General features: G+C 65.9%; 14 protein-coding genes. 12 read left to right on the forward strand and 2 right to left on the reverse strand.

Annotated features, from left to right (window positions below; translation table 11 throughout):
• Positions 1-79 precede the first annotated feature (79 nt).
• Entirely contained in the window at positions 80-736 is a 657-nt protein-coding gene (locus IAE37_RS22170) for a YciC family protein (RefSeq protein WP_201177012.1), read from the forward strand.
• 62 nt (positions 737-798) lie between these two features.
• Positions 799-1878, forward strand: a complete 1080-nt coding sequence (locus IAE37_RS22175) for an endonuclease/exonuclease/phosphatase family protein (protein WP_201177014.1) — start codon at positions 799-801, stop codon at positions 1876-1878.
• Positions 1879-1885: 7 nt separating this feature from the next.
• On the opposite strand, the gene IAE37_RS22180 is transcribed toward IAE37_RS22175, so the two are convergent.
• Positions 1886-2773 carry a LysR family transcriptional regulator gene (locus IAE37_RS22180; protein ID WP_201177016.1) on the reverse strand — a complete coding sequence of 296 codons (888 nt, stop codon included), beginning with the start codon at positions 2771-2773 and terminating at the stop codon, positions 1886-1888.
• Positions 2774-2920: 147 nt separating this feature from the next.
• On the opposite strand from IAE37_RS22180, the gene IAE37_RS22185 reads away from it, so the two are divergent.
• The 7 genes from IAE37_RS22185 (at position 2921) to accC (ending at position 9212) form a co-directional block, all read left to right on the forward strand.
• Positions 2921-3346, forward strand: coding sequence for a VOC family protein (locus tag IAE37_RS22185; protein WP_201177018.1), 426 nt, complete (start codon positions 2921-2923; stop codon positions 3344-3346).
• Between the two features lie 222 nt (positions 3347-3568).
• Positions 3569-4879: an MFS transporter gene (locus IAE37_RS22190; protein ID WP_328822767.1), complete on the forward strand. Its 1311-nt coding sequence runs from the start codon at positions 3569-3571 to the stop codon at positions 4877-4879.
• Between the two features lie 28 nt (positions 4880-4907).
• Positions 4908-5669, forward strand: coding sequence for a 5-oxoprolinase subunit PxpB (gene pxpB, locus IAE37_RS22195; RefSeq protein WP_236410095.1), 762 nt, complete (start codon positions 4908-4910; stop codon positions 5667-5669).
• Positions 5669-6613, forward strand: coding sequence for a biotin-dependent carboxyltransferase family protein (locus tag IAE37_RS22200; protein WP_201177024.1), 945 nt, complete (start codon positions 5669-5671; stop codon positions 6611-6613). The genes pxpB and IAE37_RS22200 overlap by 1 nt, the downstream gene beginning before the upstream one ends.
• Positions 6606-7370, forward strand: coding sequence for a LamB/YcsF family protein (locus IAE37_RS22205; protein WP_201177026.1), 765 nt, complete (start codon positions 6606-6608; stop codon positions 7368-7370). Before IAE37_RS22200 ends, IAE37_RS22205 begins: the two co-directional genes overlap by 8 nt.
• A 33-nt stretch (positions 7371-7403) precedes the next feature.
• Positions 7404-7841, forward strand: coding sequence for an acetyl-CoA carboxylase biotin carboxyl carrier protein (accB, locus tag IAE37_RS22210; RefSeq protein ID WP_201177028.1), 438 nt, complete (start codon positions 7404-7406; stop codon positions 7839-7841).
• Positions 7842-7862: 21 nt separating this feature from the next.
• Positions 7863-9212, forward strand: coding sequence for an acetyl-CoA carboxylase biotin carboxylase subunit (gene accC, locus IAE37_RS22215; RefSeq protein ID WP_201177036.1), 1350 nt, complete (start codon positions 7863-7865; stop codon positions 9210-9212).
• A gap of 18 nt (positions 9213-9230) precedes the next feature.
• On the opposite strand, the gene csiR is transcribed toward accC, so the two are convergent.
• Complete coding sequence (gene csiR / locus IAE37_RS22220; protein WP_201177030.1) at positions 9231-9923, reverse strand: DNA-binding transcriptional regulator CsiR; 693 nt, start codon at positions 9921-9923, stop codon at positions 9231-9233.
• Between the two features lie 183 nt (positions 9924-10106).
• On the opposite strand from csiR, the gene glaH reads away from it, so the two are divergent.
• From glaH to IAE37_RS22235, 3 genes are all read left to right on the forward strand, one after another.
• Complete coding sequence (glaH, locus tag IAE37_RS22225) at positions 10107-11093, forward strand: glutarate dioxygenase GlaH (protein ID WP_201177032.1); 987 nt, start codon at positions 10107-10109, stop codon at positions 11091-11093.
• Positions 11094-11150: 57 nt separating this feature from the next.
• On the forward strand, positions 11151-12377 hold the full coding sequence (lhgO, locus tag IAE37_RS22230) for an L-2-hydroxyglutarate oxidase (protein WP_201177033.1): 1227 nt from the start codon (positions 11151-11153) through the stop codon (positions 12375-12377).
• Between the two features lie 465 nt (positions 12378-12842).
• Positions 12843-14183 (forward strand): MFS transporter, encoded by a 1341-nt coding sequence (locus tag IAE37_RS22235; protein ID WP_201177034.1) that lies wholly within the window; start codon positions 12843-12845, stop codon positions 14181-14183.
• Positions 14184-14372 lie beyond the last annotated feature (189 nt).

The following is a 14372-nucleotide window of genomic DNA, read 5'->3' on the forward strand; positions in this document are numbered from 1 at the left end:
ACGGTGAAAGTTTTTTCAGCAAATGACTGCGCTGGGCTAAAGTTAGGCCCCTGTTTTGACTGTCCTGTGATGTCGACCCATGAATCCGCTTAGCGTTTTGCGCGACTCCCTCTACTTCTTCCGCCGCCACCTGGGCAACATCGTCACCCTGTGCCTGCCATTGATCGTGCTCGAGTCGCTGCTTGCCCAACTGCTGCAAAGCCAGCTCAGCGAGCGCGCGGCGATGGCCGCCGCCACCGTGGTGGGCCTGGTGCTGTATCCGCTGTACAACGCCGCGCTGATCCTCTACCTCGACACCCGCAGCAATGGCCAGGAAATCGCCAACCGCGACTTGCTCGCGCGCGCCGCGCAACTCTGGGCGCCGCTGGTGTTGCTGCTGGTGATCAGCTTCCTGTTGATCATCGCCGGCCTGGCGCTGCTGGTGATTCCAGGGATCTGGATCATGATCAACCTGGTGTTCGCCGAGTACCTGCTGGTGCTGCGCGGCATGCCGGTGATGCAGGCGATGCGGGCCAGCGCGGCCATGACCACCGGCAACTTCCTGCGCATCTTGGTGTGCCTGCTGGCAGTGCTGGCACCGCTGTGGTTGATCGATGCGCTTTTGATGACCGCGTTCCCCGAACCTGCAGCGGGCGTCGAGCTACTGCTCAACAGCCTGAACGGCTTCCTCAGCCTGTTCATCACCGTGGTGCTGTATCGCCTGTTCATGTTGCTGGAGTCCGAAGCAGGCGCCTAGGCTGGCCGGCCGACGAACGGCTCGGTTATGCTGGCTGCCATTCGCACCGACAAGCCGAGCCGATGACCCGACTACTGCGCAACGTCCTGCTCCTGCTCATCCTGCTGCTGGCCCTGCTGTGGTTGCTCGCCAACCACCTGGGCTGGCAGCCCGCGCCGCGCGAGTCGGTGCCGGTGGCCTGCCAGGGCAACCCCGCGCCACTGCAACCGGGCCAGGCGCTCAAGGTGATGACCTGGAACGTGCAGTACCTGGCCGGCAAGCGCTACGTGTTCTGGTACGACCAGGGCCACGGCGACGATACCCGGCCCAGCGCCGAGGACCTGGCGTTCAACCTCGATGAAGTGGCCCGGGTCATCCGCACCCAGCAACCCGACCTGGTGCTGCTGCAGGAGCTGGACAAGAACGCCAAGGCCACCGACTACCAGGACCAGCTGGCGCTGCTGCGCGAACGCCTGGCCGACCTCTACCCCTGCGCCGCCCAGGCCTACGACTGGCAGGCCGGCCTGGTGCCCGACCGGCACATCCTCGGCAGCGTCGGTCGGACCCTGGCCACCCTCAGCCGCTACCCCATCAGCAAGGCCGAGCGCCTGAGCCTGCCCAACGCCGCCAGCAATCCTCTGCAGCGCCTGTTGCAGCCGCAGCCGGCACTGCTGGTCAGCTATCTGCCCATCGAAGGTGGCGCTCGCCTGGCGGTGCTCAATACCCGGTTGTCTCCCTACCAACCCGGCAGCGACCTGCAACGGCGCCAGGTGAGCCATGTGGCCAAGGTCCTCGACCGCCTGGAAGGCCAGGGCACGCCGTGGCTGATCGGCGGCGACTTCAACCTGTTGCCGCTGGGCCAGTACCGACGCCTGCCACCCGCGCTGCGCAGCGCCTACCCCGCCGACAGCGATCTGCACCTGCTGTGGGACAAGTACCCGATGATCCCCAGCAATGCCGAAGCCAGTGGCGCCGAGCGCGACGCCTGGCTGACCCACTACCCCAACGACCCGGCAGCCAGCGGGCCCGACCGCACCCTCGACTACCTGCTGCACAGCCCGCGGCTGCTGCGCCAGGATGCCCAGGTGCTGCAGCAGGACACCCTGCAGATATCCGACCATCTGCCCGTATTCGCCCGCCTGCAGTTACCCCCACGCTCCTGAGCGGGTATCAGCCGGCGGTCGGCGCCACCTTTCCAGCCTGGGCCTCGAGCAGCCCGGCGAGAACCATCACCGGCTCGTTCGGACTGCGGCTGGAGTGGTGCACCAGGCCGATGTCGCGATAGAACGTGTGCTCGCCCAGGTCCAGGGCCCGCACTCCGGCCGGCCAGGCTTTGTGCCCGACGGTCTCGGGGACGATGGCTACGCCGACGCCATTGGCCACCAGCTTGCCGATCGCCTCGAGTTCATCCAGCTCACACACCTCGCGCGGGGTGAAGTGCATCCTGCGCAAGAAGCGATCGACCTGGCGCCCACCGAACGAGGCTCGGTCGTAGCGGATGAACGGCTGGCTGGCGAGCAATTCGCGCCAGTCCTCCTGGGGCGCCTTCTTCGGCACCAGCAAGCGGTAGGGCTCGTTGGCCAGCGGCCGCCACTTCAGGTCGCTCTGCAAGGCGAACGCCGGGTGGATGATCACCGCCAGGTCGATCTCACCGGCATCGACCTGGTCCAGCAGTTCCATCGACAACCCTGGCAGCACCCGCGAACGCAGGTTCGGCCACTGCTGGTGGAAGCGCGCCAGGGCACCGGGCAGGAGCATGCGCTGGACCGACGCGATGGCGCCCAGGGTCAGCAGTTGCGGGGCCTGGGTCTCAGGCACCGGGGAGCCCAGGGTGTTGTACAGGCGGATCAGCTCCTGGGCCTGGTGCAGGGTCTGGTAGCCGACCGAATTGAGGTGCGCGCTGCGCCCGGTACGGTCGAACAGCTCCAGGCCCAGTTCGGCTTCCAGGCGGGCGATCTGCGCGCTCACCGCTGCCTGGGTTAGGCCAATCTTCTGCGCGGCAGCGGCGAAAGTTCCCTCCCTGGCCACGGCCACCAGGGTTTTCAGTTCACGGATCATTGATAAATTTTCTTTGTGAATTTCAAAAAAATATATTGTTTTTTTTGTCTGTCGGCTACCCCTAAGATGGCTCCAAGGCGTAGGGCACCTGGCCGAACTCGACCGGCCCCGAGCGCCTCATCAAAACGACAAGACTGGAGCCCCCTGATGAGTCTCTCCCCTTTCCACCTGGCAATCCCTGTATACGACCTCCCGGCCGCCCGCGCTTTCTACGGTGACCTGTTCGGCCTGGCCGAAGGCCGCTCCAGCGACCATTGGGTCGACTTCGACTTCTATGGCCACCAGCTGGTCATCCACGAACACCCCAAGACCGCCAGCCAGGAATCGGCGCACACCAACGCCGTGGATGGCCACGACGTGCCGGTGCCGCACTTCGGCATCATCCTCGGCTGGGAAGAGTGGGAAGCCCTGGCCGACCGCCTGCAGGCGCGTGAAACCAAGTTCGTCATCGAGCCCTATGTGCGCTTCAAGGGCCAAGTCGGCGAGCAGGCCACCATGTTCCTCTTCGACCCGTGCGGCAATGCCCTGGAGTTCAAGGCCTTCAAGGACATGAGCCAGCTGTTCGCCAAGTGACGGACCACGCGGCGCCGAATCAGTAGTCGGCGCTGCACCTCTAATAAAGAAATGACACCGCGCAGCCCGTGCACTGCGCTGCCTTGCTTACTGCCCATCACAACCGGTTTGCCCCGTGCAGACACATAAAAACAGGCGGCCCTGACCGCCTTACTAACAATCCGTTGGTTCCGTGAATGGTGATCTATGTCTTGCGTACTAGCCCCAGAGGGTCCGGGCTCCGTGCCTGCGCCTTCCACCGTTGCAGCCCCCGTCCACAGCGATAGCCGTTCGGTCAGCCGCAAGGCCGCTATCGCCGCCTCCACCGGTACCGCCGTCGAGTACTACGAATTTGGCGTCTATGGCTACATGGCCGCGGTCATCGCGCCGTTGTTCTTCCCCAGCGACAACCCCGCCGCCGCCCTGCTCGCTTCGCTGGCCGTGTTCGGCAGTGCGTTCCTCACCCGCCCACTGGGCGGCATCGTGCTCGGCCGCCTGGGTGACCGCATCGGCCGCCGGGGCGTGCTACTCACCACGGTGATCGGCATGGGCTTGTCCACCGCCTTGATCGGCTTCCTGCCGACGGCGGCGCAGGCCGGCATCCTGGCGCCGATCCTGCTGGTGCTGATCCGCCTTGCCCAGGGCTTCTTCGCCGGGGCCGAGGTGGTGGGCGCCGCAGCGTTCGTCGCCGAATCCTCTCCTGCACACCGGCGTGGTTTCTTCGGTGCCTTCACCCCGGTCGGCGTGGCCCTCGGCGGCGGCACCGCGGCCTGCGTGTGTGGCGTGGTGACCCTGCTGCTCAGCCCCGAGGCCCTGCAGGAATGGGGCTGGCGCATCCCGTTCTTTCTCTGCGTGCCGCTGGTGATCCTGTCCTGCAAGATGCGCCACAATGTCGAGGAAACCCCCGAGTACCAGGCCTTCCTGAAAAAGGACAAACCGCCTGCGGCACCGGTACGCGAGGTGATGCGCAAGCATCTGGGCAGCGTGGTACGCGTGGTGATCCTGGCCTTCGGCCAGAACGTCGGCTACTTCATCGGCATTGTGTTCATGAACATCTACCTGACCACGTACCTGAAGTTCGACAAGACCCACGTCTACTGGACCATCGCCTGCATCAGCTTCCTGGTAGCCGCGATGATGCCGTTCTGGGGCGGCGTGTCGGACCGCCTCGGACGCCGGCGTACCCTGGCCATCGGTTTTACCGGCTACATCCTGTTGGTGGTGCCGATGATGATGCTGATGAACGGTGCGTCGATCTGGATGGCCGCCCTGGCGCTGCTGGTGGCGACCTTGCCGATGCCGATCATCCAGTCGGTGGGCTACCCCACCTACGCCGAGCAGTTCCCCACTCGAGTGCGCTACACCGGCATGGCGATCGCCATCAACCTGGGCGCGATCATGGGTGGCGGCCTGGCGCCGTACCTGTCCTCGGCGCTGATCGGGGCCACCGGCAACCTGCTGATGCCTGGCTACTTCCTGGCCGGTGCCGCGGCACTGAGCCTGCTGTCGCTGCTGTTCCTCAAGGAAACCGCAGGGCACCAGCTCGAGCGCTGACGCGCGCACCGAGGTAAACGAGATGAACATGTTGAAATCCTTGCACCCCCTGGGCAGCGACCCGGTTCAGGCCTGGACGCTGTCCCCGGCCGGGGACAGCTGCCTGGTCGTCACATTCGGCGCTGTGCTCAGCGCCGAGACCAACCGCCAGGTGGCCCGTTGCGCCCGGCAACTCGATGCAGCAGCCAGGCAAGGCCTGCTGCCGGGCATCACCGATATCGTCCCGGCCATGGTCTCGCTGGGCGTGCACTACCGCCCCGAGCAGGTCGCCTGCCAGGGCGACGAATGCCCGTTCGACGCCCTCGCGGCCCAGGTCGAGGCGGTGCTGCGCCAGGACGAGGACAGCCAGGCCAGCGCGCCCAGGTTGATCGAGATCCCGGTGTGCTACGGCGGCGAGCATGGCCCCGACCTCGACGCGGTCGCACAGGGCCTGGGCCTCACGCCGCAAGCGCTGATCGATCTGCACAGCGGCCAGTGGCTGGACGTGCTGATGGTCGGCTTCGCCCCCGGGCACCCCTACATTGGCGTGCTCGACCCACGGCTCGACCCGCAGCGGCGGGCGAGCCCACGCACCCAGGTGGCGCCGGGCAGCATCGGCCTGGCCAACCGCCAGTCGGTGATCTACCCGCTGGAGCTGCCGGGTGGCTGGAACCTGATCGGCCGCACCCCGCTGAAGATGTTCGACGCCTACCGCGGCGAACCTTGCCTGCTGCACAGCGGCGACAAGGTGCGCTTCGTGCCGATCGAGCCTGGGCAATTCGCCGCATTGTCGCAACAGGAGCACCCGTGATGAGCCTCGTCGTACTCAAACCCGGCCTGTGCACCACCTTCCAGGACGCCGGCCGCACCGGCTACCAGCACATCGGCGTACCGGTGAACGGGCCGATGGATGCCCTCGCCCAGCAACTGGCCAACCTGCTGGTCGGCAACCCGCTGGGCCTTGGCACGCTGGAACTGACCCTGCAAGGGCCGACCCTGCGCTTCGATGCCCGTGCGCTCATCGTCCTGGCCGGGGCCGATCTGGGCGCCAGCCTCGACGGCCAGCCCCTGCCGCCCAACCGGGCCGTGCGGGTCACACCTGGGGCAGTGCTGACGTTCGCCCAGCGCAAGGCCGGCGCCCGTGCCTACCTGGCGGTGGCCGGCGGTTTCAGCGTCGAACCGGTGCTGGGCAGCGTCAGCACCTACCGCCGCGGCGCCTATGACGGCATGCTCGGTCGCGCCCTGGCCGCCGGCGACCGCCTGGGCTTTGCCTCGAGCTTTCGCAACGCCCCGCGCATCGTGCTGCCGGCGAGCCTGACACGCGCCCTCGAACGCGAAGCCCTCGCACCCATCCGCATCGTTCCGGGCAGCGAGTGGCAACACTTCGACGATGAGGCGCAGCAGCACCTGCTGAGCGCTGAATACACCATCGGCAACGACTCCGAGCGCATGGGCTACCGCCTGCAAGGCCCTGCCCTGGCGCTGCGCCAGCCGCTGGAGCTGCTTTCCGAAGCGGTGGCCTTCGGCACCGTGCAGGTGCCGCCCAACGGCCAGCCCATCGTGCTCATGGCCGACCGCCAGACCACCGGCGGCTACCCGCGCATCGCCCACGTCATCAGCGCCGACCTGCCGCTGCTGGCGCAGCGCTTGCCAGGCGAAACCGTGCGCTTCGAACTCACCACCCTGGCCCATGCCCAGCAACTGGCAGTAAGCCGGGCGCGGCTTCTGGCCCAACTGGAGCGTGCCCATGCCTGAGATCGACTTCAACAGCGACCTGGGCGAGGGCTTCGGCCTCTACCGCCTGGGCGACGACCAGGCGGTGCTGGCGCAGATCACCTCGGCCAACATCGCCTGCGGTTTCCATGCCGGCGACCCGCGCATCATGCGCCAGACCGTGGCGGCGGCGATTGCCGCCGGGGTCGCGATCGGTGCCCATCCCAGCTTCCCCGACCTGCAAGGTTTCGGCCGGCGCAAGATGAGCCTCAGCCCGGATGAAGCCTACGAATGCATGCTGTACCAGGTCGGCGCGCTGAGTGGCTTCGCCCAGGCCCAAGGCACGACGCTGCAGCACGTGAAGCCGCATGGCGCGCTGTACAACCAGGCCGCAGCCGACCCGGCCCTGGCCCGCGCCATCTGCGAAGCGGTACGCGACTTCGACCCGGGCCTGTACCTGTACGGCCTGGCCAACAGCACCTTGACCGACGCCGGCGAGGCCCTTGGCCTGGCAGTGCGCCATGAAGTGTTCGCCGACCGCACCTACCAGGCCGACGGCTCGCTCACCCCACGTGGCCAGGCCGACGCGATGATCACCGACGCCGAGCAGGCGGTCGCCCAGGTGCTGTGCATGCTGCGCGAAGGCCACGTGGTGGCCGTGGACGGCAGCCGCGTGCCGGTGCGCGCCGACACCCTGTGCATCCACGGTGACCAGCCCGGTGCCGCCGCCTTCGCCCACGCCATCCGCCAGGCCCTGAGCCGCGAGGGCGTGCTCGTGCGCGCCCCGCGTGCCGCCTGAACGCCCTCCCCTCATTACGCAGACCGAATTCCCATGGATATCCAGAAGCTCAACACCCTGATCGCCATCCTTGAAAAGTCCGACGTGGACGAACTCGAAATCAAGGAAGGCGACAACAGCATCCGCGTCAGCCGCCACAACAAGACCCCGATCCAGCACTTCCACAGCGGCGCCGCCGGCAGCGCGCCGCTGGCCACGCCAGCCGAACAGGCCGCGCCCGAGCATCCTCGGCTCAAGGGCGACACCCTGCTCGCGCCGATGGTCGGCACCTTCTACCGCAAGGGTTCGCCCGAGGCGCCGGTGTTCGCCGAAGTCGGCCAGGTGGTCCAGAAGGGCGACACCCTGTGCATCATCGAGGCGATGAAGATGATGAACCATGTCGAGGCCCACGCCAGCGGCACCATCGAGTCGATCCTGGTCGAGGACGGCCAGCCGGTCGAGTTCAACCAGCCCCTGTTCTCCATCGTCTGAGGCCCGACCATGGCACATGAAATCCTGCACAAGGTGCTGATCGCCAACCGTGGCGAAATCGCCCTGCGCGTGCTGCGGGCCTGCAAGGAACTGGGCATCCGCACCGTGGCCGTGTACTCCACCGCCGACAGCGAACTGATGCACCTGAGCCTGGCCGACGAGACCGTGTGCATCGGCCCGGCCCCGTCGGCGCAGTCGTACCTGAGCGTGCCGGCGATCATCGCCGCGGCGGAGGTCACCGGGGCCACGGCGATCCACCCCGGCTATGGCTTCCTGGCCGAGAACGCCGACTTCGCCGAGCAGGTGGAGCGCTCCGGCTTCGCCTTCATCGGGCCGACCGCCGAGACCATCCGCCTGATGGGCGACAAGGTCTCGGCCAAGGCCGCCATGAAACGCGCCGGCGTACCCACCGTGCCCGGCTCCGACGGCCCGCTGCCCGAGGACGAACAGGCGGCGCTGGCCATCGCCCGCGAGGTCGGCTACCCGGTGATCATCAAGGCCGCAGGCGGCGGCGGTGGCCGTGGCATGCGCGTGGTGCAGCGCGAGGAAGACCTGATCAAGTCGGCCCGGCTGACCCGCACCGAAGCCGGTGCGGCGTTCGGCAACCCGATGGTCTACCTGGAGAAATTCCTCGGCAACCCGCGCCACGTCGAGGTGCAGGTGCTGTCGGACGGCCAGGGCAACGCCATTCACCTGTACGACCGCGACTGCTCGCTGCAACGTCGCCACCAGAAGGTCCTGGAGGAAGCCCCTGCCCCGGGCATCGACGAGCAGGCCCGCGCCGAAGTGCTGCAGCGCTGCGTGCGGGCCTGCATCGAAATCGGCTACCGCGGCGCCGGCACCTTCGAGTTCCTGTACGAGGACGGGCGCTTCTACTTCATCGAGATGAACACCCGGGTGCAGGTCGAGCACCCGGTGACCGAGATGATCACCGGCGTGGACATCGTCGCCGAGATGCTGAGCATCGCCGCCGGCAACCCGTTGTCGATCCGCCAGGATCAGGTCAAGGTCCAGGGCCATGCCTTCGAGTGCCGGATCAACGCCGAGGACCCCGACACCTTCATGCCCTGCCCAGGCCAGGTGAAGCAGTTTCATGCGCCGGGAGGCAACGGCATCCGCGTCGACTCGCATCTGTACAGCGGCTATCGGGTGCCGGCCAACTACGACTCGTTGATCGGCAAGGTGATCAGCCACGGGCCGAACCGCGATGCGGCGATGGCGCGCATGCGCAATGCGCTGGAAGAAATCGTGGTCGATGGCATCAAGACCAACGTCCCGCTGCACCGCAGGCTGACCCGCGACCTGGGGTTCGCCGAGGGCGGGGTGAACATCCACTACCTCGAGCACCTGCTGGCCGAAGGCCAGGCTTGAAGCTGACGAAGAAGGCCTCTACCAGAGGCCTTCTTCGTTTTCGATGATCTGCGTGAGAATCGGCACCGGGGTCAGCAGGTGGTCGAGCATCATCCGGCTGGCTTTGTCCGCGTCGCGGCCGATGATCGCCTCGACCAGTTCGGCGTGCTCGGCACGCTTGAGGCGCAGCGCATCTTCCGACAGCACCGTGCGCTTGAGCCAGATCTGCCGGTAACGCTCGGCCTGGTCCTGGAGGAAGGCACGGGCCTGCAACAGGCTCTTGGAGCCGCAGCCGCTGGCGATGGCGCTGTGGAACGCCTTGTGCCGGGCATCCCAGATCTCGACCATTTCCTGTGGGCTGTGCAGCTCCACCACCTTCGACAAGGTATGCGAGCGCGCGATGATCGAAGCCTCCCAGGCCTCGTCGCCGCGCTCGACCGCCAGGCCGACTATCATCGCCTCGAGATGCGCGCGGGCTTCATACACATCGCGCATTTCTTCCAGCGACATGCTCGCCACGCGATAACCCTTCTGGTTGACCGAGCTCACCAGGCGTTCGGCCACCAGCCGAGCCAGTACCTCGCGCATCGGGCCCACGCCCAGCGCGTAGCGCTCCTTGAGGTTGCTCATCAGCAGCTTTTCACCCGGCCGGTAGGCGCCTTGGAGGATGTCGGCCTTCAGGCGCGCGTAGGCGGCATCCGATGCGGGTTCAGCCAGAGAAAGGTCATCCATACGACGGGTTCCATTGCGAGACACAGCGGATCATACCGGAAATGCCGGCAGACACGCCTTGCGTCGATGGAACCTATTTTTAAAGACATAATTTAAAAATGTAGACATTTTTACAAAGTGACGATAATTTCTCGCCACAGGCGCACATCACACCACCCCGCGCCGGTCAGCCCAGGAGTCGCCATGAACGCTTTCACCCAGATCGACGCACCTACCGTTCCCCACCCCGTTGCCCTGCACGGCTTCACCCTGCAGGCCACCGAACAGTCCGACCGCCTGCTGGAGCTGCGCTTGTCCAAGGCCACGGTCGACGCGTTCGTCGCGGCAGTGGCGCAATGGCCGGTACAGGCGCTGGAGTACAAGTCGTTCCTGCGCTTCCAGGTCGGCAAGATCCTCGATGACATCTGCCAGGGCACCCTGCGCCCGGTCATCATCAACACCCTGCTCGACCGTGCCACTGGCGGCCTGCTGGTGGTCCCGGAGGGCCTGGACGACGTGACCCAGGCCGAGGACATGGTTAAGTTGTCGACCGCGGTAGCGCACCTGCTGGGCCGTTCCAACTTCGACGCCATGAGCGGCCAGTTCTACGCCCGCTTCGTGGTCGAGAACGTCGACAACTCCGACAGCTACCTGCGCCAGCCGCACCGCGTCATGGAGCTCCACAACGATGGCACCTTCGTCAACCAGATCACCGACTACGTGCTGATGATGAAGATCGACGAGCAGAACATGGAAGGCGGCAACTCGCTGCTGCAGCACCTGGACGACTGGACCGAGCTGGACACCTTCTACAAGCACCCGCTGGCCCGCCGCGTGATGCGCTGGACCGCGCCACCGAGCAAGAACACCCGCGAAGATGTGTTCCACGCGGTGTTCGACACCGACGCCGCCGGCCGCCCGACCATGCGCTACATCGACCAGTTCGTGCAGCCGGAGAACTACGAGGAAGGCACCTGGCTGTTCCAGCTGGGCGAGTCGCTCGAAGGCAGCTCGACCAAGGTCTCGATCCCGGTGCCGGTGGGTTCGTTCCTGCTGATCAACAACCTGTTCTGGCTGCACGGTCGCGATCGCTTCACCGCCCACCCGGGCCTGCGCCGCGAGCTGATGCGCCAGCGTGGCTACTTCAGCTTCCCGAAAATGGAACACCACCGCGGCCAGACCTCCAACTGATACGCCACACGACAACGGCCGGACTCCCGGCCGTTGTCGTGTCGAGGGAACAGACCCATGTACGATTTCGTGATCATCGGTGGCGGCATTGTCGGCATGTCCACTGCCATGCAGTTGGCTGACCGCTATCCAGGGGCACGCATGCTCGTGCTCGAGAAGGAAAACGGCCCGGCCCAGCACCAGACCGGCCACAACAGCGGCGTGATCCATGCCGGCGTGTACTACACCCCCGGCAGCCTCAAGGCCAAGTTCTGCCTGCAAGGCAACATCGCTACCAAGCGCTTCTGCGATGAGCACGGCATCCGCTACGACGAATGCGGCAAGCTGCTGGTGGCCACCAATGAACTGGAAATGGAACGCATGCGCGCCCTGTGGGAGCGCACCGCGGCCAATGGCCTGGAGCGTCACTGGCTGAGCGCCGCCGAGCTGCGCGAACGCGAGCCGAACATCGTCGGCATGGGCGGCATCTTCGTGCCCTCCAGCGGCATCGTCAGCTACGCCGAGATCACCGCGCAGATGGCCCGCGAATTCCAGAAGAAAGGCGGCACCATCGCCTTCGGCAGCGAAGTCACCGGCCTGACCGAACGCGCGGACTGCATCGTCGTGCAGGCCAGCAACGAGACCTACACCACCCGCTACCTGGTGTCGTGCTCGGGCCTGATGGCCGATCGCGTGGTGCGCATGCTCGGCGTCGAGCCGGGCTTCACCATCTGCCCGTTCCGCGGCGAGTACTACCTGCTGCCGCCCGAGCACAACCGGATCGTCAACCACCTGATCTACCCGATCCCGGACCCGTCGATGCCGTTCCTCGGCGTGCACCTGACGCGGATGATCGACGGCACCGTCACGGTGGGGCCGAACGCCGTGCTGGCGATGAAGCGCGAGGGCTATCGCAAGGCCGATGTGTCGCTGTCGGACCTGGCCGGCATGCTTGGCCACAAGGGCATTCGCAAGGTGCTCAAGGACAACCTGCGCCCGGGACTGACCGAGATGAAGAACTCGTTGTTCAAGGGTGGGTATCTGAAGACCGTGCAGAAGTATTGCCCGAGCCTGCGCAAGGAAGACCTCAAGCCCTACCCTGCCGGCGTGCGGGCACAGGCGGTGTCCAATGAAGGCAAGCTGATCGATGACTTCCTGTTCGTGAATACGGCGCGCAGTGTGAATGTGTGTAATGCGCCTTCGCCGGCGGCGACTTCGGCGATTCCGATTGGGGCGTATATCGTGTCGAAGGTCGAGGAGCAGGTGGGGGATAGTCTGGCGAATCTGAGCGTGCAGGTGGCTTAAGGCTTCAGAGTTTTAGGGGAGCCGAGATCGAGCGCCGCCCGCGCGGCGCTTCGCGGGTAAACCCGCTCCCACATTTGTTGCAACGTGCCGAACCTGTCAGGACATGGTTGCCCGCCTTGGTGGGAGGCTTGAGACAGGTGGGGCGGCGGCAATGCCCACATCAAAATCCAGCCATACCCACAAAGCTGACAACCATGGCCTAACAGACATGGCCACGTTGCAACAAATGTGGGAGCGGGTTTACCCGCGAAGCGCCGCGCGGGCGGCGCTCGATCTCACAGCCGATGAATCCCTCCCGGCGAACACTAGCAGTACCCCCGCACCATACCTCCCACGCATAGCGAGATATGGAAAAGGTATTTCCAGCAACACCTCACCCCACCTAGGATTTTCGCCACCAGGCGACACCGGCCAACGCCCGGTGTAGAGCCCTGCTTCCTTGCCGCGTGCGGAGATAACTACAACATGAGCACGACCTGCTCCCTCCCGGATACCCTCGACCAAGCCCCCCTGTCTCGCTATCAGATCCTGGTATTCAGCCTGTGCTTCCTGGTAGCGATGTTCGACGGCTTCGATACCCAGGCCATTGCCTACACGGGCCCCGCGCTCATGGGCGCATTCAACCTGGCACCCGGCGAACTCGCCCCGGTCATGACGGCGGGGGTCATCGGCATGGCGGTGGGCGCCATGTCCCTGGGCCTGCTGGGTGACCGCCTGGGGCGCCGCCCGACGATCCTCGGCGCGGTGCTGCTATTCGCCTGCGCCACCCTGGCCACCGCCTTTGCCCAGAACGTGACGCAAATCGTCTCGCTGCGCTTCCTCGCCGGGCTCGGCATGGGCGGCGCCACCCCATTGATCCTGGCCCTGGCGGCAGAATACGGCCCGGCACGTCACCGTGGCGCCATCACCACCGGGGTGCTGTTGGGCTTGCCGGGCGGCGCGATCCTGGGAGGCCTGCTGGCAGCCAAGTTGCTGCCGCTGCTGGGCTGGCAGGGCATCTACCTCATCGGTGGCATCGCGCCGCTGGTGCTCCTGTTGGTGCTACTGGTGCTGCTGCCCGAATCCATGCAACTGCAAGTGGCCAAGGGCGTGCATGACGAACGTGTTCGCCAGACCTTGCAACGCATCACCGGGCAGGGGGTGCCTGAGCATGCGCGCCTGACCATTCATGAGCAGTCGGTGAGCAAGGCGAGTGTCGGCGCGCTGTTCAAGGATGGCCTGGCGCGCAACACCATCGCCGTGTGGTTGACCTACCTGTTCAACTGGATCGCGTGGTTCATGCTGTTGTCGTGGTTGCCGACAGTGCTGAAGTCGGCGGGCCTGGCTGCTGACCTGGCGCCTTACGGCACGGTCACGGTCAATGCCGTGTTCATCGCCTGCGCCATCCCGCTGTCTATCTTGCTGCCCAGGTTGAACACCCGCAGCATCTTGCTCGTGATGCTCGCCACGGGGATAGCGGTGGCGATCGGCCTAGGTCTGGCGGGGCAGCAATGGCCGCTGGTGTTCGTGCTGATCGGGTTGGCAGGCTTTGGTATCGGCGGCCAGCAACTGGCGCTGAACTACCTGATCGTCACGGCCTATCCGACGGCATTGCGGGCTACGGCCACGGGGTGGGCGATTGGCGTAGGGCGCGTGGGGGCGATCATCGGCTCGGCAATTGGAGGTTGGGTGCTGGAGAGCGTCGGGCCTGCGGGGTATTTCGCCGGGCTGGCGCTACCGCTGGTCTTGGCGGTGGCAGCGGTGATGATGATTCGGGTTTCGCGGGATGATCGCCAGACGGACGGGGAAGTGGCTTCGGTGCATTGAGGCATGGTGGTCTGGCTGGGTCCGTAGAGGCCCTCCCAGACATGGCCACGTTGCATCAACCTGTAGGAGCGGGTTCATCGGGGCGCCGAACCGCCGCGAAGCGCCGCCCGGGGCGGCGCTCGATATGGGACTGTCAGGTTTTTTGTGTGCGGGCCGGTAACGGCCTGCCGTCAGGCAGGCCCTGATTCT

Source organism: Pseudomonas sp. S31 (genome assembly GCF_016648105.1).
GTDB lineage: Bacteria > Pseudomonadota > Gammaproteobacteria > Pseudomonadales > Pseudomonadaceae > Aquipseudomonas.

Excerpts from the sequence above, each read along its gene's own strand:
- IAE37_RS22170 (WP_201177012.1), top strand. The coding sequence starts at position 80 with ATGAATCCGCTTAGCGTTTTGCGCGACTCCCTCTACTTCTTCCGCCGC.
- IAE37_RS22175 (WP_201177014.1), top strand. The coding sequence starts at position 799 with ATGACCCGACTACTGCGCAACGTCCTGCTCCTGCTCATCCTGCTGCTG.
- IAE37_RS22180 (WP_201177016.1), bottom strand. The coding sequence starts at position 2,773 with ATGATCCGTGAACTGAAAACCCTGGTGGCCGTGGCCAGGGAGGGAACT.
- IAE37_RS22185 (WP_201177018.1), top strand. The coding sequence starts at position 2,921 with ATGAGTCTCTCCCCTTTCCACCTGGCAATCCCTGTATACGACCTCCCG.
- pxpB (WP_236410095.1), top strand. The coding sequence starts at position 4,908 with ATGTTGAAATCCTTGCACCCCCTGGGCAGCGACCCGGTTCAGGCCTGG.
- IAE37_RS22200 (WP_201177024.1), top strand. The coding sequence starts at position 5,669 with ATGAGCCTCGTCGTACTCAAACCCGGCCTGTGCACCACCTTCCAGGAC.
- IAE37_RS22205 (WP_201177026.1), top strand. The coding sequence starts at position 6,606 with ATGCCTGAGATCGACTTCAACAGCGACCTGGGCGAGGGCTTCGGCCTC.
- accB (WP_201177028.1), top strand. The coding sequence starts at position 7,404 with ATGGATATCCAGAAGCTCAACACCCTGATCGCCATCCTTGAAAAGTCC.
- csiR (WP_201177030.1), bottom strand. The coding sequence starts at position 9,923 with ATGGATGACCTTTCTCTGGCTGAACCCGCATCGGATGCCGCCTACGCG.
- glaH (WP_201177032.1), top strand. The coding sequence starts at position 10,107 with ATGAACGCTTTCACCCAGATCGACGCACCTACCGTTCCCCACCCCGTT.
- lhgO (WP_201177033.1), top strand. The coding sequence starts at position 11,151 with ATGTACGATTTCGTGATCATCGGTGGCGGCATTGTCGGCATGTCCACT.
- IAE37_RS22235 (WP_201177034.1), top strand. The coding sequence starts at position 12,843 with ATGAGCACGACCTGCTCCCTCCCGGATACCCTCGACCAAGCCCCCCTG.